The organism is Rhodococcus sp. G6(2025) (assembly GCF_058628105.1).
The window spans coordinates 1,253,080-1,272,463 of record NZ_CP179750.1 but is presented as its reverse complement, the minus strand read 5'-3'; the positions used below and the strand labels follow the sequence as shown (position 1 = coordinate 1,272,463).

Annotated in this window: 17 protein-coding genes; 7 read left to right on the top strand and 10 right to left on the bottom strand. The window is 69.1% G+C overall.

The genetic code is table 11. From position 1 onward, the window contains the following. Positions 1-30: 30 nt before the first annotated feature. The 4 genes from ygfZ (at position 31) to ACLIVD_RS06060 (ending at position 3,149) form a co-directional block, all read left to right on the top strand. Positions 31-1,152, top strand: coding sequence for a CAF17-like 4Fe-4S cluster assembly/insertion protein YgfZ (ygfZ, locus tag ACLIVD_RS06075; RefSeq protein WP_009477908.1), 1,122 nt, complete (start codon positions 31-33; stop codon positions 1,150-1,152). After that, a complete protein-coding gene (locus ACLIVD_RS06070; protein ID WP_477952453.1) occupies positions 1,149-1,817 on the top strand; it encodes an MOSC domain-containing protein in 669 nt (222 codons plus the stop codon). Before ygfZ ends, ACLIVD_RS06070 begins: the two co-directional genes overlap by 4 nt. Beyond that, positions 1,814-2,767 (top strand): asparaginase, encoded by a 954-nt coding sequence (locus ACLIVD_RS06065; RefSeq protein ID WP_283330662.1) that lies wholly within the window; start codon positions 1,814-1,816, stop codon positions 2,765-2,767. Before ACLIVD_RS06070 ends, ACLIVD_RS06065 begins: the two co-directional genes overlap by 4 nt. 181 nt (positions 2,768-2,948) lie before the next feature. Then, a complete protein-coding gene (locus ACLIVD_RS06060; RefSeq protein WP_005244376.1) occupies positions 2,949-3,149 on the top strand; it encodes a DUF3073 domain-containing protein in 201 nt (66 codons plus the stop codon). A gap of 111 nt (positions 3,150-3,260) precedes the next feature. Here the strand turns inward: ACLIVD_RS06060 and purM are convergent, their stop codons facing one another. Next, complete coding sequence (purM, locus tag ACLIVD_RS06055) at positions 3,261-4,340, bottom strand: phosphoribosylformylglycinamidine cyclo-ligase (RefSeq protein ID WP_005244377.1); 1,080 nt, start codon at positions 4,338-4,340, stop codon at positions 3,261-3,263. Between the two features lie 120 nt (positions 4,341-4,460). Further along, positions 4,461-6,044, bottom strand: a complete 1,584-nt coding sequence (purF, locus tag ACLIVD_RS06050; RefSeq protein WP_009477905.1) for an amidophosphoribosyltransferase — start codon at positions 6,042-6,044, stop codon at positions 4,461-4,463. A gap of 173 nt (positions 6,045-6,217) precedes the next feature. On the opposite strand from purF, the gene ACLIVD_RS06045 reads away from it, so the two are divergent. Further along, positions 6,218-7,537: a class I SAM-dependent methyltransferase gene (locus tag ACLIVD_RS06045; RefSeq protein ID WP_491932122.1), complete on the top strand. Its 1,320-nt coding sequence runs from the start codon at positions 6,218-6,220 to the stop codon at positions 7,535-7,537. On the opposite strand, the gene ACLIVD_RS06040 is transcribed toward ACLIVD_RS06045, so the two are convergent. The 7 genes from ACLIVD_RS06040 to ACLIVD_RS06010 all read right to left on the bottom strand — a co-directional run bounded on the left by ACLIVD_RS06040 (position 7,538) and on the right by ACLIVD_RS06010 (position 15,717). Beyond that, positions 7,538-7,924: a sterol carrier family protein gene (locus ACLIVD_RS06040; protein ID WP_283330660.1), complete on the bottom strand. Its 387-nt coding sequence runs from the start codon at positions 7,922-7,924 to the stop codon at positions 7,538-7,540. Between the two features lie 4 nt (positions 7,925-7,928). Further along, entirely contained in the window at positions 7,929-8,573 is a 645-nt protein-coding gene (locus tag ACLIVD_RS06035) for a CPBP family intramembrane glutamic endopeptidase (RefSeq protein ID WP_491932121.1), read from the bottom strand. Continuing rightward, the gene (locus ACLIVD_RS06030) at positions 8,570-10,339 is read right to left on the bottom strand and encodes an alpha/beta hydrolase (RefSeq protein WP_280778723.1); all 1,770 of its coding nucleotides are present in this window, start codon (positions 10,337-10,339) and stop codon (positions 8,570-8,572) included. Before ACLIVD_RS06030 ends, ACLIVD_RS06035 begins: the two co-directional genes overlap by 4 nt. Positions 10,340-10,342: 3 nt before the next feature. Next, the gene (gene purL / locus ACLIVD_RS06025; protein WP_491932120.1) at positions 10,343-12,664 is read right to left on the bottom strand and encodes a phosphoribosylformylglycinamidine synthase subunit PurL; all 2,322 of its coding nucleotides are present in this window, start codon (positions 12,662-12,664) and stop codon (positions 10,343-10,345) included. 144 nt (positions 12,665-12,808) lie between these two features. Next, on the bottom strand, positions 12,809-14,092 hold the full coding sequence (locus tag ACLIVD_RS06020) for a M18 family aminopeptidase (RefSeq protein ID WP_418339364.1): 1,284 nt from the start codon (positions 14,090-14,092) through the stop codon (positions 12,809-12,811). Positions 14,093-14,117: 25 nt separating this feature from the next. After that, positions 14,118-14,471, bottom strand: coding sequence for a VOC family protein (locus tag ACLIVD_RS06015; RefSeq protein WP_005244396.1), 354 nt, complete (start codon positions 14,469-14,471; stop codon positions 14,118-14,120). Positions 14,472-14,511: 40 nt separating this feature from the next. Beyond that, on the bottom strand, positions 14,512-15,717 hold the full coding sequence (locus tag ACLIVD_RS06010) for a macrolide family glycosyltransferase (protein ID WP_491932119.1): 1,206 nt from the start codon (positions 15,715-15,717) through the stop codon (positions 14,512-14,514). Between the two features lie 94 nt (positions 15,718-15,811). On the opposite strand from ACLIVD_RS06010, the gene ACLIVD_RS06005 reads away from it, so the two are divergent. Beyond that, on the top strand, positions 15,812-16,402 hold the full coding sequence (locus tag ACLIVD_RS06005; RefSeq protein ID WP_317569909.1) for a TetR/AcrR family transcriptional regulator: 591 nt from the start codon (positions 15,812-15,814) through the stop codon (positions 16,400-16,402). 9 nt (positions 16,403-16,411) lie between these two features. Here ACLIVD_RS06005 and malQ read toward each other — a convergent pair whose 3' ends face one another. Further along, positions 16,412-18,517 carry a 4-alpha-glucanotransferase gene (gene malQ / locus ACLIVD_RS06000; RefSeq protein ID WP_491932118.1) on the bottom strand — a complete coding sequence of 702 codons (2,106 nt, stop codon included), beginning with the start codon at positions 18,515-18,517 and terminating at the stop codon, positions 16,412-16,414. Positions 18,518-18,713: 196 nt separating this feature from the next. Between malQ and ACLIVD_RS05995 the strand changes: the two genes are divergently transcribed. After that, positions 18,714-19,361, top strand: a complete 648-nt coding sequence (locus tag ACLIVD_RS05995) for a HemK2/MTQ2 family protein methyltransferase (RefSeq protein WP_280778734.1) — start codon at positions 18,714-18,716, stop codon at positions 19,359-19,361. Positions 19,362-19,384: the final 23 nt, after the last annotated feature.

The following is a 19,384-nucleotide window of genomic DNA, read 5'->3' as shown; positions in this document are numbered from 1 at the left end:
CCCGTGGTCCATGGTCCCTAGACTGGGTTCGTGGTCGACAAACTGCCCGTCTCACCCAGTCCACTCCTCACGGCCCCGGGCGCGGTTCCTGCGCCCGAAGGCTCTCCCGACGCCGGCGTCGCCTGGCATCACGGCGATCCACTCGGCGAACAACGCAGCGCCGAACGTTCCGCGGCGGTCGTCGACCGTTCCCACCGGTTCGTCATCGCGATCAGCGGACCCGAACGACTCACCTGGCTGCACACCATCTCGAGCCAGCACGTCGCCGCGCTCCCCGACGGCGCGAGCGCCGAGAACCTCAGCCTCGACGTCAACGGCCGCGTCGAGCACCACTTCGTCCAGACCGATCTGGACGGCGTCACCTGGATCGACACCGAGGCCGACCGCGGACCCGACCTCCTGTCGTTCCTCACCAAGATGGTGTTCTGGTCCAAGGCCGAGCCCCGCGAGGGCAACGAGCTCGCGGTCCTCAGCGTGCTCGGCCCCGACGCCGTGACGGTCCTCGACGCGGCCGGCGTCGTGGCACCCGCCGAGCCGTACGCCGCCGTCGCGGTGCCCGGGGGCGGATTCGTCCGCCGCATGCCGTGGCCGGCCGCCGAGTCCTTCGACCTGCTGATCCCGCGGGAAGGACTCGCGACGTGGTGGGGCCGGCTCACCGCCGCCGGCGCCGCACCCGCGGGAACGTGGGCGTTCGAGGCACTGCGGGTGGCCGCCGCACGGCCCCGGATCGGACTCGACACCGACGATCGCACCATCCCGCACGAGGTCCGCTGGATCGGCGGTCCCGCCGACCACGGCGCCGTCCACCTCGAGAAGGGCTGCTACCGCGGCCAGGAGACGGTGGCCCGCGTCCACAATCTCGGCAAACCGCCCCGTCACCTCGTCCTGCTGCACCTCGACGGCAGCGCCGAGGGCAGGCCCGAACCGGGCGACCCCGTGACGGCGGGAGGCCGTGCGGTCGGACGGATCGGCACGGTGATCGACCACCACGAGCTCGGACCCATCGCGCTGGCCCTCGTCAAACGGTCCATCCCCACCGACACCGAGTTGGTGGCCGGCTCGTGCGCCGCGTCCATCGACCCCGACTCCGTGCCTGCAGACGACACGGTCCAGGCGGGCCGCGCCGCCGTCGACCGGCTCCGGGGCCGGTGAGCGAGGCGACCGCGACGGCCGGCGAGGTGCTGGCCGTCTGCGTGCTGCACACCGAACGGGACAGCGGCACCCGCCGGGTGACCCGGACGGCGATCGACAAGCGGCCCGTCGACGGCCCTGTGCGCGTCACGACCACCGGACTGGTCGGCGACCGGGTCTGCGACACCGAGTACCACGGTGGCCCGTTCAAGGCCGTCTACGCCTACCAGGAGGACGAGGCGCAGCGCTGGGCGTCGGAGCTCGGCCGCGAACTGCCCCCGGGATGGTTCGGCGAGAACCTCCGCCTCGACGGGATCGCCGCGACCGACGCCGTGATCGGCGAGCGCTGGCGGATCGGCACCACCGAACTGGAGGTGACCAGCCCGCGGACACCGTGCGGGACGTTCGGCGTCTGGGCCGCCGAGCCCCGGTGGGTCAAGCGGTTCTCCGAACGCGGTGACACGGGCGCGTACCTGCGGGTGGTGACGGAGGGGTCGGTCAGCGCCGGCGACACCGTCCAGCGCATCCACGTGCCCGACCACGGCGTCACCGTGCGCGATCTGTTCACCGGCCGCGACCCGGAACGGTTCGTGGCGCTGCTCGAACAGCAGGAGAACCTCTCTCCGACCGTCGCCGACAAGGCCAGCCGACGGATCGCCGGACTGGAAGTGCAGGTCACGTATTGAGCATCGAACTGGTCGAGGTCGTCCGTTCCGGATTCCGTGAGTGCGTCCACCGCGGTTCCGCGGTGATCCTCCGCGCGGACGGCGAGATCGCGCTCACCCTCGGCGAGGTACACACGCCGATCTACCCGCGGTCGTCGAACAAGCCGTGGCAGGCCGTGACGATGCTGCGGAACGGCTTCGAACCGTCCAGTTCCGAAGAGCTCGCGATCGCGACCGCATCCCACGAGGGCGAGTCGGACCACATCGAACTCGTCGAGCGGCTGCTCGCCCGGTACGGCCTCGACGAGGACCAGCTCCGCTGCCCCGCCGATCTGCCCTCCAACGAACTCGCCCGGGCCGAACTGCTGGCCGCCGGTGAGCTCCCCCGCCCGGTGTACATGAACTGCTCCGGCAAGCACGCGGCGATGCTCGCCACGTGCCTGGCCAACGACTGGCCGTTGCACAGCTACCTCGAGCCGACGCATCCGCTGCAACTCGCGGTCGTCGAGACGCTCGGGTCGATCAGCGGCGACGTCGACGCCGAACTCGGCATCGACGGATGCGGGCTGCCGATCGTCCCGCTGTCGCTGACGCATCTGGCGCGGGCGTTCGCCCGGCTCGTCACCGCCGAGCCCGACTCCCCCGAGCTCGCCGTCGCCGACGCCGTCCGCGAGCACCCCTACCTCGTCTCGGGCACCGGCAAGGACGACGCGCGGCTGATGCCGGTCGTGCCCGGGCTGATGACGAAGGCCGGAGCAGACGGTGTCTACGCCGGCGCGCTCCCCGACGGCTCGGCGTTCGCGCTGAAGATCGACGACGGCCACGAACGGGCCCGGTTACCCCTCGCCGCAGCACTTCTCCACCGGATGGGCGCCGAGTGGACCGAGGATCTGGCGGCCCTCGCATCGCAGCCCGTGCTCGGCGGCGGCGTCCGGGTGGGGACGGTCCGGGCAATTCCGGGAGTCTTCTGAAGGCGAAACACCGGCATCGGGGCAGCTCGCGAGCCCGGTGAGACTAAACCGACACCGCTTCGGGGTGTGGATGGAAGCGCGAGGGACTTTTCCACGCTAGAGTGTGGGGCAGGAACTTACACACTCAAACGGGGCCGCCAAATTCCCCAGGCCGCCCCGCGAAAGCGCGAGGGGGTCAGCCATGGGCCGCGGCCGGGCTAAGGCAAAGCAGACCAAGGTTGCACGCGAGCTGAAGTACAGCGTACCGACCACGGATTTTGACAGCCTGCAACGAGAGCTCTCAGGTGGGTCGTCCAACTCGCATCGGGACGAGGTCTTCGCTGACCAGCGTGCCGACAGGGAGGGTCACTCCCGGGAGGACGACGACGACTGGCGGCGCTGAGATCTAAAGACAACGAAATGAGGGGGAGCCGATACCGGCTCCCCCTCATTTCCACATCTTCAGCCGGTCGGGGCCACTAGCTCGCCCCGTTCCGACAGACGGCGTCCGACCCTAGAACCTCGGGTGATCGCCGGCGAGTATTGCGCGCTCGGCCGACACGTCGTGCGACTTCTTGATGCTGCCCAGCGTCCAGCAGTCGATGTGGCGCGCCGTCAGGACGGCCAGCGCACGATCGACGTCCTCGGGCGCCACGATCGCGACCATGCCGACGCCCATGTTGAACGTCTGCTCCATCTCGGCCCGCTCCACCCGTCCGCGCTGCGCGATCATCGCGAAGATCGGAGCCGGGCTCCACGTGCCGCGGTCGAGTTCGGCGACCAGACCCTTCGGCATGACCCGAGCGAGGTTGTTGGCCAGTCCACCGCCGGTGACGTGGCAGAAGGTGCGCACGTCCGTCTCGGCGGCGAGGGCCAGGCAGTCCTTGGCGTAGATCTTCGTGGGCTCGAGCATCTCCTCGCCCAGGGTGCGGCCGAACTCGTCGACGTGCGCCGTCAGGCTCATGTGGTCGATCTCGAGCAGAACCTTGCGGGCCAGCGAGTAACCGTTGGAATGCAGTCCGGACGACCCCATGGCGATCACGACGTCGCCGGGACGGACCCGGTCGGGCCCCAGCACCTGGTCGGCTTCGACCACACCGACGCCGGTCGCGGACAGGTCGTAGTCGCCGTCCGCCATCACACCGGGGTGTTCCGCCGTCTCGCCACCGAGCAGCGCGCAACCGGCCTGGATGCAGCCTTCGGCGATGCCGCTGACGAGTTCGGCGACACGCTCCGGGACGACCCGCCCGACGGCGATGTAGTCCTGCAGGAACAGCGGCTCGGCACCACAGACGACGAGGTCGTCGACGACCATCGCGACCAGGTCCAGGCCGACGGTGTCGTGCTTGTCGAGTGCCTGAGCGACGGCGAGCTTGGTGCCCACCCCGTCCGTGGACGCCGCGAGCAGCGGCTCCTTGTAGTCACCCTTGAGCGAGAACAGACCCGCGAATCCACCGAGACCACCGAGAACCTCGGGACGGCTGGCGCGCTTGGCCAAGGGAGCGAAGAGTTCCACCGCCCGATCGCCTGCGGCGATGTCCACTCCTGCGGCGGCGTAGGACGCGCCAGGGCGACTTGTCGGATCCTCGGTCATGTGGTTGTTACTCCAGCCTTCTGTTGCTCGTCAAAATCGTGTCGGTCGGGCAATCGAGTGCTGTGATTGCGTCCTTACGGTACCGGAGTACGTTCTCCGGCCGGATCCCGATATCCCGGCCTACGGCCGACTGAGGGCGTTCGCGTTGTCGTTCTCCCGCGTCGCGGGACCGCCTGCCGCGCTCTCGAGCATTCCCTCGAGAACGTTCTTTCCGATCGACGTCTCCGTGGGGAGCGCGATGGGGTACGTGCCGTCGAAGCAGGCCGCGCACAGTCGCGACGCAGGCTGCTCGGTGGCGGCGATCATGCCTTCGGTGGAGATGTAGCCGAGGGTGTCGGCGCCGATGGAGCGGCGCACCCCTTCGAGCATCTCGTCGAAGCTGCCGGGCTCGCCGCCGCCGCCCGCACCGTTGGCGATCAACTCGGCCGGGGAGGCGAAGTCGATGCCGTAGAAGCAGGGCCACTTGACCGGCGGCGATGCGATCCGGACATGGATCTCCAGTGCGCCGGCCTCGCGAAGCATCCGGATGAGCGCGCGCTGGGTGTTGCCGCGGACGATCGAATCGTCCACCACCACGAGGCGCTTGCCGCGGATGACTTCCTTGAGCGGGTTGAGCTTGAGGCGGATACCGAGCTGGCGGATCGTCTGCGACGGCTGGATGAAGGTGCGGCCCACGTAGGCGTTCTTCATCAGACCCTGGCCGTACGGAATGCCCGACCCCTGCGCGTAACCGACCGCGGCCGGAGTGCCCGATTCGGGGACCGGGATGACGAGGTCACCCTCGGCGGGGTGCTCGGTGGCGAGGCGACGACCGATCTCGACGCGGGTGGAATGCACCGAACGTCCGGCGATGACACTGTCCGGACGGGCCAGGTACACGTACTCGAACACGCAGCCCTTGGGCTCGGGGTTCGCGAAGCGGGAGGAGCGGACGCCGTCGGCGTCGATGGCGAGCAGTTCGCCGGGCTCGATGTCGCGGACGAAGGACGCGCCGACGATGTCGAGTGCGGCCGTCTCGCTGGCGACGACCCAGCCGCGGTCCAGGCGTCCGAGGCACAGCGGGCGGATGCCGTGCGGGTCTCGGGCCGCGTAGAGCGTGTGCTCGTCCATGAAAGTGAGGCAGAACGCGCCGCGCAGTGTCGGCAGGAGCTTCATGGCCGCCTGCTCGATGGTGCTGTCGGCGGCGGCGTGCGCGAGGAGGGCGCCGACGACGTCCGAGTCGGACGTGGCGCCGCCGGGGCGCTTGTCGTTGACCAGTCCGGCTTCACGGGCGCGCTGCGCCAGCTCCGCCGTGTTGACCAGGTTGCCGTTGTGCCCGAGGGCGATGCCGCTGCCCGCGGCGGTGGTGCGGAAGATCGGCTGCGCGTTCTCCCACGTGGTCGAGCCCGTGGTGGAGTAGCGACAGTGACCGACGGCGACGTGGCCCGGCATCGCTGCCAGGGTCTGCTCGTCGAACACCTGGCTTACCAACCCGAGATCCTTGAAGACCAGCACCTGCGAACCGTCGGCGACGGCGATGCCCGCCGCTTCCTGCCCACGGTGCTGCAGCGCATAAAGTCCGTAGTAGGTGAGTTTCGCCACATCCTCTCCCGGCGCCCAGACGCCGAAGACTCCGCATTCCTCGCGGGGCTCGTTCTCGTCCTCGTCGGACGGGTTCGAAGAGAGAAGATTAGGACTATGGACCGACAGATCGGCTCTGGTCACCGGGGTGCTCCCTGGGGATGGGCGTGTGAGGGGCAAGGTCAGTCTACGTGCCCTGCGCCGCCGCTTCGCCCACGGTGCCGATCGGACCGGCCCAACTCCCGGACGGACAGCCGAAAATAGATTGGTTTCGGTACCGATCAGCATCCTCGAACCACAGAGCGGGGGCTTGTCCGATGAACGTCCGCAGCACGGCACCGACCGCCGCAGAACGCCTGCTCAGCGCGTTCGAAGGTGCGATGGGCATCCCCATTCCCGTGCACGTCCGATGCTGGGACGGCTCGGAGGCAGGCCCCGACTCCGACGTCACCGTCGTCTTCCGCAACCGCCGGGCCGTCCGGAGGGTGCTGTGGTCGCCGAACGAACTCGGTCTCGTCCGGGCCTACGTGTCCGGTGACCTCGAGATCGAGGGCGACGCCTTCCGGCTGCTGACGCTTCCGGACCTCGTCGACCGGCTGGGCACCCTCAGCGTCCGCGGATCCGACCGCGGCACCGTCCTGAAGTCGCTGGCGACGTTCGTCCGGCTCGGCGGCCTCGGACTCCGGCCGACACCGCCGTCGGTGGAGGTGGCCCGGCGCCGCGGTGCCAAGCACAGCAAGGCGCGCGACGCGTCCTCGGTCTCACATCACTACGACGTCGGCAACGATTTCTACCGCCTGTTCCTCGGTCCGACGATGGTCTACTCATGCGGCTACTGGGACCAGCGATCCGACGACCGCGATGCGATCGGGACGCTGGAAGAAGCGCAGAACGAGAAGCTGGACCTGGTCTGCCGCAAGCTCGGTCTCCAGTCGGGCATGCGACTGCTGGACGTGGGCTGCGGTTGGGGGTCGCTGGCGATCCACGCCGCCGAGAAGTACGACGTGTCCGTCGTCGGGGTCACCCTCAGCCACGAACAGGCCGAATGGGCACAGGCGAGGGTCTCCGAGGCCGGGCTGTCGGATCTGATCGAGATCCGCGTGCAGGACTACCGCGACGTCGTCGACGGTCCGTTCGACGCGATCTCCAGCATCGGCATGTCCGAACACGTCGGCGACTCCGCGCTGCCGGAGTATGCGCAGCACCTGCTCGACCTTCTCCGTCCCGAAGGCCGGCTGCTCAATCATGCGATCGCCTCGGTCCGGTCGCTTACGGGCACCGACAACTCGTCGGGGTTGATCGAGAACTACATCTTCCCGGACGGCGAGGTGCTGCCGCTGAGCAGAACGCTCGACGCCTTCGAGCGCGCCGGACTCGAGGTGCGCGACGTCGAGGCCCTCCGGGAGTACTACGCACTCACCCTGCGGGCGTGGGTGGGCAGACTCCGCGATTCCTGGGACGCCGCGATCCGGCTCGCCGGCGCGGAGCGGGCCCGCACCTGGTTGCTGTACCTCGCGGCCAGCGCCCTGGGGTTCGAGGAGAATGGCCGGCTGACGATCCATCAGGTGCTGGCCGTACGCCCGTCCGACGACGGGTCGAGCGGCCTGCCCCGCACCCGCGCGTTGTGGCTGGGCTGACTACACGCGCAGCAGCGGCAGCCAGTGGGCGATCTCCCCGGCGCGACTCCCCGACACCGACACTCCGCCGTCGGCGGTCGCACTGTCGAACTCCAGCAGTCCCGTCACCATCAGCAGCCACGTCCGGGGGTCGGTCTCCACGACGTTGGGCGGGGTGCCGCGGGTGTGCCGCGGCCCCTCGATGCACTGGACCGCGACGAACGGCGGAACCCGCACCTCCACGCTCGAACCGGGCGCGACCTGCTCGAGCGTCCGCGCGCTGAGCCGGACCGCCGCGGCCAGCTGGCTGCGGGACGGTTTCTCCTCGGAATCGCCGCGCAGCCACGGGCCGACCTCGAGTACGGCGGCTCTCAGTTCGGCGGGATCTACGGCTCGGCGCGGCGGCATACGCTCAATCTACTGTGCGGGCCCGCGCGAGTTCGGCGGCCACCGCCCCACCGACGTTGACCGAAAGGTGCAGCAGTGCAGGGGCTACGACGCTGCCGCTGCGTCGACGCAACCACTCGAACAGCCACGCGGAGGAGCCGGTGAGCAGCACGCTCGCGGCGACGCCGTCGCCGGCGATCCGGGCCGCGCGCACGTGCCACAGCCCGAACGTGGCGGCGTGCAGGACGTTGGCCGTCGCAGGCGTCCAGGCCCGTCGCAGCATCGCGGACAAGACGCTGCGGAACAGCAGTTCCTCGTGCGCCACGGTCCCCACCGGAATCCGGAACCCCACCCGGCCGGCGAAATCGGTGACGCCGTCGCCGGTCGGCACACGCCTGCGCAGTGCGGGCACACTCAGCGTGATCGCGTATCCGGCGAGCGGGATCACCGACGCCAGGGCGCCGTACCGCAACCCGGACCGGGCCTTCGACGCGGACAGGCCGAGTTCGTCGACGCCATAGCCCGCGGCGCGTGCTGCTCCCACGACCGACAGCCCGAGCGCGCCTCCCGCGACCGCCCGCCCGTACGGGCCGAGCCCCGAACCGGGCAGCACCACGTTGCTCCACAGCACGGCCGCCGCCGCGCCGGCAACGGAGGCGATCCTGCTCACTTCTCCGGGCCCTCTGTCCCGGAGAGGGATTCGAGAGTGGACCGGACGCGTTCGGTGTCGACGGGCGTCCATCCCTCGGGCTGGGCGACCGTGATCCAGCCGTCGAGTACGAGAGTCCCGTAATTGTGGCCGTGCCCGTCCGGCACGCCGGCGGCGTTGGTGAGGTCGGCGGAGACCTGCCAGAACGTCACGAACGGAAACCATTTCATCGACGGCGAACGATCCTCGCCCGGTGGTTCCTTCAACCAGTCGGGGCGGGTGAACGCCAGGTCGGGCGACCACCACACGACGGGATCGGACGGGTGCTGCACGTACAGGATGCGCGGTGACAGCCATTCGCCGGTTTCCTCCACCATGTCGGCGGAGTCGTCGGCGAACCGCACCACCAGACCCGCCGAGTACTCGGGGGCGACCTCGGGAGTGCCGGGGTCGCGGCGCTGGATCAGCTGTCCCCACAGCCGGTTCGAGTTGGGCGGCCCAACCCACAACACGCCGTCGACGGTCTGCCGGATATCGCTCAGCGTGTCGAAGGCGCCCTCCCCCGCCTGGGTGCCGAGACTTTCGCCGTAGACCAGCAGTTTGGGGCGCGTCGCCTCGGGTTCCTGCAACCACCGCTCGTGCACACGATCGATCAGTTTCTTCCCCGCCTCCGCGGCCTTCTCACGGTCGGCGAGGAACGAGATCCAACTCGGCAGGAACGAATACTGGCTGGCGACCAGCGCCGTGTCACCGTTGTGGACCAACTCGATCGCCTGCGCCGCAGTCGGATTGACCCAACCGGTGCCGGTGGTGGGGACGACGACGAGGACCTTGCGCGAGAACGCGCCGGTCCGCTCGAGTTCGTCGATGACGACGTCCATGCGCGCGTCCGGGTCCTCGGCGGTCTCCAGTCCGGCGTAGACCCGGATGGGGTCCTTGGCCGGGGTGCCGTTGGCCGCCGTGAGCTCGTCGGCGTCGAGCCCTCGGGACACGAAGTTCCGGCCCTCGTACCCGAGGGTGTCCCAGGGCGCCAGCGACTCGGGGCTCCCCGACTTCTCCGGGTCGAGTGGTTGCTCGACGCCGTCGCGGGTGGTCGAATTCTGCAGGCTGAACGCCGCATTCGTGGCGGCGTAGATGCCGCGCATCAGAACACCGTCGACGAGCAGGAAGAACAACACCGTCACGATGAGGATGCCGACGGTGGTGGCCGTCGGGATCGCGAGGTGCCACCGCCGGATGAGTCGTGCCGCGATCCACCGCACCAGTTCGCGCAGCAGCCGCCACACCGAGATGATCGCGGCGCCCACGAGCAGACTCAGACCGCCCGTGCGGATGTAGCCGGTGGTGGTGGTGCCCTCCGCCCCCATCAGCGCGGCGATCTCACGCTGCCATGCCGCGGAGTACGCGAGCATCACGAGACTCACGACCACGCACGTCACCGTCACGACGACGCGCAGGCCGGTGGACCACGGTTCCGGCAACGGCCACCACGACCGGTGCCGCAGGAAGTAGCGACGTACCAGCCAGCCGATCGCCGTTCCCACCGTGTAACCGATCGCGGCGTTGATGCCGCCGATCAGCCCCTGGAACAGCCAGTCGCGGGGCAGCAGCGACGGCGTCAGCGACCAGCAGAAGAACAGCGTCGCGAACGCGATGCCGGTAAAGTCGAGCCGAAGGAAACGCCAGGTCCGGTCGAGTCGGGGACCGTGGAGGAGTGCAGGATCAACCAGCCGCGAGAATTCCCGCGGCCCCCGGTCAACCCTCTCCAATGCCCCCGATTCGACCATCCATCACCCGAACAATGCCGGCAGAGTTCCCTCGAACGTCGTGCGCAGCTCGGCCAGCGAGACCGAGAACTGGCCCTGGACCTCGACGGAATCGGACCCCTCGTCCACCACACCGATGCGCACCCACGGGAGATTACGGGCCGTGCACATACCGGTAAAGCGAGTTTCCTCGGTGCGCGGGACCGCGACGAGCACGCGGCCCGACGACTCGGAGAACAGGGTGACGAACGGATCGGCGTCGTCGGGAAGCAGGATGCGGCAGCCCGTCTCCCCGGCCAGCGCGGCCTCGACGACGGTCTGCGCGAGACCGCCTTCGGACAGGTCGTGCGCCGCGGACACCAGCCCGTCGCGGGACGCCGCGAGGAGGATGTCGGCCAGCAACTGCTCCCGCTCGAGGTCGACCTTCGGTGGCACGCCGCCGAGGTGGCCGTGCTCGACCTGCGACCAGATGGACCCGTCGAACTCGTCGCGGGTGTCGCCGAGCAGGATCAGCGTTTCGCCCGGTTCCAGTCCGAGACCGGTAGGGATGCGACGGTGCACGTCGTCGATGACGCCGAGCACGGCCACCACCGGGGTGGGCAGGATCGGGGTCGACCCGGTCTGGTTGTAGAAGCTGACGTTGCCGCCGGTGACGGGGATGCCGAGCTTCGCGCAGCCGTCCGCCAGACCGCGGACGGCCTGCTGGAACTGCCACATGACGCCGGGATCCTCGGGGGACCCGAAGTTCAGGCAGTTGCTGACGGCCTTCGGGGTCGCGCCGGTGACGGCGACGTTGCGGAAGGCCTCGGCGAGCGCCAGCTGGGCGCCGGCGTACGGGTCGAGCGCGGTGTAGCGGCCGGACGCGTCGGTGGCGAGCGCGATGCCGCGGCCCGTCTTCTCGTCGACGCGGATCACGCCCGAGTCGGCGTTCTCGGCCAGGACGGTGTTGCCGCGCACGTAGCGGTCGTACTGCTCGGTGATCCACTTGCGGCTGCACAGCGCCGGGGACGCGAGCATCTTCAGCAGGGTGGCCTTCAGTTCGTCGGCCGATTCGGGACGCTTCAGTCCGGCGGTGGTGTTGGCGACGAGGGCATCCTGGCTCGGGGGGCGCTGCACGGGGCGCTCGTACACCGGGCCCTCGTGGGCGACCGTGCGCGGCGGCACGTCGACGACGGTCTCGCCGTGCCAGGAGATGGTGAGCCGCTCGCCGTCGGTGACCTCACCGATGACGGTGGCGAGGACGTCCCACTTCTTGCAGACCTCCATGAACGCGTCGACGTTGTCGGGGGTGACGACCGCGCACATGCGTTCCTGGGACTCGCTGGACAGCACCTCGGCCGCGGTCATGCCGGTGGCGCGCATCGGGACCTGCTCGAGGTTGATGTGCATGCCGCCGTCGCCGGCCGCGGCGAGCTCGGACGTGGCGCAGGACAGGCCGGCGCCGCCGAGGTCCTGGATACCGACCACCAGCTTCGCGGCGTACAGCTCGAGACAGCACTCGATGAGCACCTTCTCGGTGAACGGATCACCCACCTGCACGGCGGGCAGCTTCTTACGGCTTTTCGATGCTCCAGCTCCGCCTTCGGCTTCGTGTTCGTCCCCACTCTCGTCACCGTCGAACGTCTCCGACGCGAGGACGGACACGCCGCCGATGCCGTCGAGGCCGGTGCGCGCACCGAACAGGATGATCTTGTTGCCGGCGCCGGATGCGAACGCGAGGTGCAAGTCCTCGACGCGCATCGCGCCGGCGCACAGGGCGTTGACCAGGGGGTTACCGGCGTACGACGCGTCGAACACGGTCTCGCCGCCGACGTTGGGGAGGCCGAGCGAGTTGCCGTAGCCGCCGACACCGCGCACCACACCGTCGACGACGCGTCGGGTGTCGGGGGCGTCCGCCGCACCGAAGCGCAGCTGGTCCATGACGGCGATGGGCCGTGCACCCATGGCCATGATGTCGCGGACGATGCCGCCGACGCCGGTGGCCGCACCCTGGTAGGGCTCCACGTAGGAGGGGTGGTTGTGGCTCTCGACCTTGAACGTGACGGCCCAGCCGTCGCCGATGTCGACGACACCGGCGTTCTCGCCGATGCCCGCGAGCATCGAGGAACGCATCTCGTCGGTCGTGGTCTCACCGAAGTACTTCAGGTGCACCTTCGACGACTTGTAGGAGCAGTGCTCGCTCCACATCACCGAGTACATCGCGAGCTCGGCCTCGGTGGGGCGGCGGCCCAGGATCTCCTTGATGCGGGCGTACTCGTCGTCCTTCAGCCCCAGTTCCTTGAAGGGCTGTGCGACGTCGGGGGTCGCGGTGGCGGCGGTGACGGTGTCGACCGGGTGTGCTGACACTGGAGGTGGGGTCCCTTCCCTACGGGAGTCAAGAGAGGCAAGCCGGGAGTCACGGTCGGCGCAAGCCGGGTGGCGACGAGCCGTACGTCAGTCTATCCGGCGGCTCGTTCCGGTACCGACCTGGCGCTCCTCGCCCCGCTTCCCTCACGCCGTCGGTGTGAGGAAGGCCGCAAGGGCGTCGGAGTAGGCACGCACGTCGCGGGCGCCCATCAGCTCCCGCGACGAATGCATTCCGAGCTGCGCGGCGCCCACGTCGACGGTGCTCAGCCCGGTCCTGGACGCGGTGATCGGGCCGATGGTCGAACCGCACGGTAGATCGGCCCGGTGCACGTACCGTTGCAGCGGCACGCCGGCCTGGTCGCAGGCGAGGGCGAACGCGCCGGCTCCGGCCGCGTCGGTGGCGTAGCGCAGGTTCTGATTGACCTTGAGCACCGGTCCCCCGTTGACGGCGATGTGGTGTGCGGGCTCGTGCCGCTCCGGGTAGTTGGGGTGCGTGGCGTGCGCCATGTCCCCGGACGCGCAGATCGATCCGGCCATCGTCTGCAGGAATTCTTCGCGACCACCGCCGCGGCCGAGGACGATGCGCTCGAGCACGGTGCTCAGCAGATCGGAGAACGCGCCCCGATCGGACATGCTCCCCACCTCCTCGTGGTCGAACAGCGCGAGCACCGGCACCCGGTCACCGGGGTTCTCGGCCGCCGCCAGCAACGCCTGGGTGCCCGCGTAGCAGGTGCCCTGGTTGTCGAGTCGCGGCGCGCTGACGAGGTCCTGTTCGGTTCCGACGAGGGCGCTGGGCGCGAGATCGTGGGTCATCAGTTCCCACCCGAGCACCGCGTCGGCGGGCACCTCCGCCCGGTCGGCCACGAAGTCGATGAACGAGCGGCGTTCGGACCCCACGCCCCACACCCCGTTGAGGTGGCGCTGCGGATCGAGGTGGACGCCCTTGCGGTCCTCGGACAAGTGGATCGCCAGCTGCGGCACGCGCAGGATCGGTTCGTCGACGCGGACGAGTTTCTCCTCGACCGCGTTGCCGGCCCGCACGCTCAGCCGCCCGGAGATACCCAGGTCGCGGTCGAGCCACGAGTTGAGCCACGCGCCGCCGTACGGTTCGAGACCCACCAGCTGCCACCCTGCCGACGACAGGTCGGGGTGCTGCTTGACACGCAGGTTCGGGCTGTCGGTGTGCCCGCCGACGATGCGGAACGGCGCCGTCCGGCCCAGCCCTTCGGTACTCCACGCGATCAGGGATCCGCCGCGCACCAGGAAGTACCGGCCGGGCTCGCCGGGCCACGAGTCGGTCTCGTGCAACTCGGTGAAACCGTTGCCGGTCAGCAACATCGACACCGTCGCGCACACATGGAACGGCGACGGTGATGCATCGACGAAGGTGCAGAGTCCCTGGGCGTCGGCCCACGTAGTGGAAGGCATGGGGTCAATCATGCAGGACCCGCTGTCACGTGTGGGGACCCGAGACGCAGAACTGGTTGCCGTCGGGATCGGCGAGCGTGACCCACCGGAAATCGCCCATCTCGTGCTGCGCGACCTCCGTCGCACCCTCGGCACTGAGCCTGCCCACCTCGCCGTCGAGGTCGTCGGACGCCAGGTCGAGGTGGATGCGGTTCTTCCCCGGGGTGGGGTCGCCGACCTTCTGGAACGCCAGCTTCTGCGCAGAATCCGGAAGGGCGACGACGTAGAACCAGCCGTCGTTCTCCTGCTCGATCGTGCCCGCCGTCTGCTTCGCCCACCATTTCGCGAGGGGCCCCGGATCCGTGGTGTCGAACGTGATCATGCCGAGTGTGAGTGCCATGCCCGCAGAGTAGACGTGACCACCGACAGGTTTCGCGGCTTCAGAGGAACTCCTCGATCACCTTCACGGCGGCGTCCACTCCACCCGCAGAACGCAACTCGGCGGCAAGCTCCGCGCTGCGGCGCCGGACCGGCTCGGCGTCGACGTGCGCGAGGGCGTCCCGCAACTCGGCTGCCGACACGTCCGAACTGTCCACTCGCACCGCGACTCCCGCGGCGACGAGCGCGTCGGCGTTCTCGAACTGGTCGGTGGCCTGCGGCGCGGCGATCATCGGCGTTCCCGTGAACATTCCCTCACTGGACCCGCCCATGCCGGCGTGGGTGAGGAACGCGTCGGCCTGCCCGAGGATGTCGAATTGGGGCACCCACCGGTGGACCTCGACGTTGCCGGGCACGGTCCCGAGTTCGGCGACGTCGACGTGCTGCCCGATCTGCAGGACGACGTGCCAGCCGTCGAGGTCGCCGAACGCCTCGATGCAGCGCCGGTAGAAGTCGGCGTGATCGGTGAACGCGGTGCCGAGCGAGACGAGCAGCACCTTCCCCGCGCCTGCCGGGCGCTGCCACCGGCCGTCGGCGGGCCGCCGGGTGGGCAGAGCCGGTCCGACGAACGTGTAGACGTCCTCGTTCACCCGATCGGCGTTGGGCTGCATCGATTTCGCGATCAGCACGACCGCCCGAGCCGGGCGCCCGTAGAACTCGTCCGGGTCCGTCTCGACACCGTTGCCCCGCAGCAACTTCCCCTGCCGCTCGTACAGTGCCGCCCCGCGTGGGTCCGCCCGCATCGTGTCCACGAACGACTTCATGTCGTCCTCGTAGCCCTCCCACGCCACGTACGTCGGCGACAATTGCACGATCGGCACGCCCCATTCCTCGGCGAGGACGCGGGCGGGTCCTCCCGCGATGTCGTACAGGAACAGGTCGGGGCGGTCGTCCTCGTACAGCCCCCGCAATTGGGGCAGCATCGACTCGTACTCGGCCTGGAACAGAGTGAGCTGATCGATGGTGTCGCCGTCCCAGGACTTCTCGGACTCCTCCGTCGCACCTGCAGTGTTCACGCGCGGCAACGTCGAGGTGTACTCCTTGAATTCCGCTCCGGTGCTCTCGACGACGTCCTTCACGGCGGCGTCGTTGGCGTACGTCACGCGGTGACCGCGCGAGACGAGTTCGCGGAGAATCTCCAGGCTCGGGTTGACGTGCCCGGGCGCCGGAATGCTGACCATGGCGATGTGTGATCGGGTCATCTTCATCCTCTCAAATACGGAACGGTCCGTCTCGTTCAAGAGTGACACGGGGCGCGAGTCGAGTCAAGACGATACGTCTCGTCTGGTCTACGATCCGTTCATGCCGTCCGCCGATACTCCCCGCCGTTCCGAACGGTCCCGCGCCGCGATCCTGCAGGCCACGCAGGAACTGATCCGCGAACAGCCCTACGGGAAGATCAGCATCGAAGGCATCGCCGCGCGCGCCAAGGTCGGGAAACAGACCATCTACCGGTGGTGGCGATCCAAGGGCGCACTCGTCGTGGACACCCTCCACGAACAGAACGCGGCCGGGGCACAGGAGGCCATGGCCCTGCCAGACACCGGCGACCTCGCCGCCGACATGCGGCTGGTCCTGCGGGCCACGGTCGACGAGTTCACCTCACCCGACTTCGAACCGCTGTTCCGGGCGCTGTCCATCGAATCGCTGCAGGACCCCGAACTGCAGGAACAGATCGTCGAGCGGATCTACCGGCCGCAGTTCGAGTTCGTCGCGGCGCGGTTCCGCTCCGCGCAGGACGCCGGGCAGGTGCGGCCCGACATCGACCTCACCCTCGCGTTCGAGTTGTTCATGGCGCCGATGTTCTACCGCTGGCAGAGCGGAGCACATCCCCTCACCCACGACCACGCGGACGCCGTCGTCGACCTGGCGATGCGCGCCCTCGCACCCTGACGGCCGGGATCAGCGGGCGCCGCTCACGAACCCGAAATCGCCGTCCGCCAGGTCCTCGACGTGGACGGCACGCCCCGACGCGTCGGCGAGGGGAATTTTCCAGTTCGAATACTGGGTCTCGTCGGTGCCCGGCTGATTCTGGATGCGGTACTCCCCCACCAGATCGGCGAGCGCGACACCCGTCAGCAACGACGGGCTGCGGTCGATCAGCCGGTAAAGCGCCTTCACGGTGTCGGGTATCGACGCGTCGTCGGCCAGCAGTCCGCGGTCGCGCGCCAATTGCAGTACGGCGTCACGCTGCCTTGTGTCGTGTTCCTTCTCGAGTTCGAGGTCGCGTTCGAGGAGCCCGAGCCGCGAGCGCAATTCGATGTGTTCGCCGGCCAGGTATCCGGCGGTCGGCGGAAGATCGTGCGTGGTAACGGATGTCAGGCACAGGGTCCGGTACTGCTCCGGCGGTGTCGGCCGCTCACCGTCGTGCTCGAACCACAGGATCGACGTCCCCAGGATTCCGCGCTCGGCGAGGTAGTCCTGGACCTCGGGTTCGAAAACCCCGAGGTCCTCACCGATCACCACGGCGCCCGCCCGCTCGGCCTCGAGCGCGAGGATCCCGACGAGAGCCTCGTGGTCGTAGGAGACGTACGTTCCGGCCGCAGGCGACTCCGCGTCGGCGGGGATCCACCACAGCCGGAACAGCCCCAGGATGTGATCGACCCGCAACCCACCCGCGTGCTTCAGCACGGTGCGCAGCATGTCGCGGTACGGGGCGTACCCCAGTTCGGCCAGCCGATCCGGTCGCCAGGGCGGCTGATTCCATTGCTGACCCTGCTGATTGAAGTCGTCGGGAGGCGCACCGACGGTAATGCCCTCTGCCAGGGCCGTTCCCAGCGACCACGCGTCCGCACCCCCGCGCTGGACCCCGACCGCCAGATCGTGCACGATCCCGATGTCCATGCCTGCCGCCCTCGCCGCGTCCTGGGCGTCGGAAAGCTGCTCGTCGCATACCCATTGCAGCCACGAGTAGAATTCGATTCGCGGCGCGAGCTTGCGCCGCTGCGCCTGCACCCAGTCGCTGTCGGGCGCACCGGCCTTCGTCGTCCATCGCGGGTCGTCGGGCGGCAGTTTCTCGGTGAGCGCGCACCAGGTCGCGAAGTCCCGCAGTCCGTCGCCCTCGACGCGGCAGAACTCCTCGAACGCGTGCTGCCTGCTCGGGCTGCGCTCGATCCGGAAGACTTGTTCGAGCACCCGGAGTTTGGCCCGGTACGACGGGTTGCGGTCGATCCGGTCGGACCGGTCGTTCGCCCGCTCGAATCGCGCTGCGGCGTCGCGCATCCGCGCATGGCGTCGCGTCGAGAGGTACGCAGTCTCCGGGATGTTCTCGACACGGATGTACATCGGGTTGACGTAGCGGCGGGTGGTCGGCAGGTACGGCGACGCCTCGATCGGTGGCCGGGGCTGCGCGGCGTGCAGCGGATTGACCAGCACGTAGTCGGCGCCGTGAACGGACCCGAAGATCGAGGCGAGATCCGCGAGGTCGCCGAAGTCCCCGACACCCCACGACCGACGCGACCGGATCGAGTACAACTGCGTCAGCACACCCCAGCGTCGGCGGTCGCTCAGCGCGTCGGACGTCGACAATCGTGCCGGCGTCACCACGAGCGTGCACGACGACGACGTGTGCGAGGTGGACACCCGCACCGCGTGCCACCCGCACGGAACGTCGGAGGGAACGACGAACGTCGCGCGGCCGACCAGGGCGCCGTCGACCTCCCGCGGATCGACCCACACCTGGAGTTGGCGTGCCGGGACCGTCCCGCCGGACTCCGTGTCGATCGTGACGTCCACCGCCTCGCCGTGCGGAACGTGGACCACGAAACGGGTCTCGGACCCTTCCCTGCCGACGACGACGGGCGGCAGCATCCGTCGCCACGGTGCCGCGTCGCATTCGGACAGGGCGCGCCGCACCTCGTCCTCCGATGCGGCGGGAACGTCCAGGGCTGCGAGGACGCTGCGGAGTGTGTCGTCACGGACGTCGTGGCGCTGCTGATCCCAACCCCGGTACGACGTCGCCACCCCGTGCCGGGCCGCGAGGTCACGCAACTGCTCGGTGTACGTCACCCCGTCGATCGTGCCAGCTCACCCCGGAATCTGCGCGACTTCCGACCCGTGCCACCGCGGTCGGAGCGCATCGGCGTGATTGACCCTGCGTCGACCGGGGTAACTGTGAGGTAATCAGACGCACGGCGTCCACGGTGAGCCCGCAGGGGAATGCCGTGGACGCACCACGATGCGACCGGCGACCGAGGAGTCTTCGATGCTGCTACGTCTTCCCGGAGTCTATCGCCCGCAACACGATACGCAGTTGCTGGCCGACGTCCTGGCGGCGGAGCCACTCGGCCCCCATTCCCGGGTGCTCGACCTCTGTGCGGGGACCGGCGCGCTGAGCGTGCGCGCCGCCGCCGCGGGTGCGGGCCGGGTAACCGCGGTGGACGTGTCGAGGCGAGCGGCGATCAGCATCAGACTCAATGCCCTTGTCGGAGGGCACCGGATCCGGGTGATCCACGGCGATCTCATCGAGCAGGTTCGCGGGGAACGGTTCGACGTCGTCGTGTCCAACCCGCCATACGTGCCGGCACTGGTCGACTCGGTCCCCGACCGCGGTCCGGCGCGGGCCTGGGACGCGGGCAAGAACGGTCGCGCACTGCTCGATCGGATCTGCTGCCAGGCCCCCGACGTTCTCGTCGCCGGTGGCGTCCTCCTGCTGGCGCAGTCCAGCCTGAGCGGAGTCGAGAAAACTCTGACGATGCTCGAGGAACAGAACATGCGGGTCGACATCGCCGCGACCGCCGAGATCCCCTTCGGACCGGTCCTCGTCGAACGCAGAGGCATGCTCGAGCGGAGAGGGCTCATCGAGGTCGGCCAGACCCGTGAAGAGATCGTGGTGATCCGCGCCGTCAAGTAGATATCGATATTGTGCCACAACGC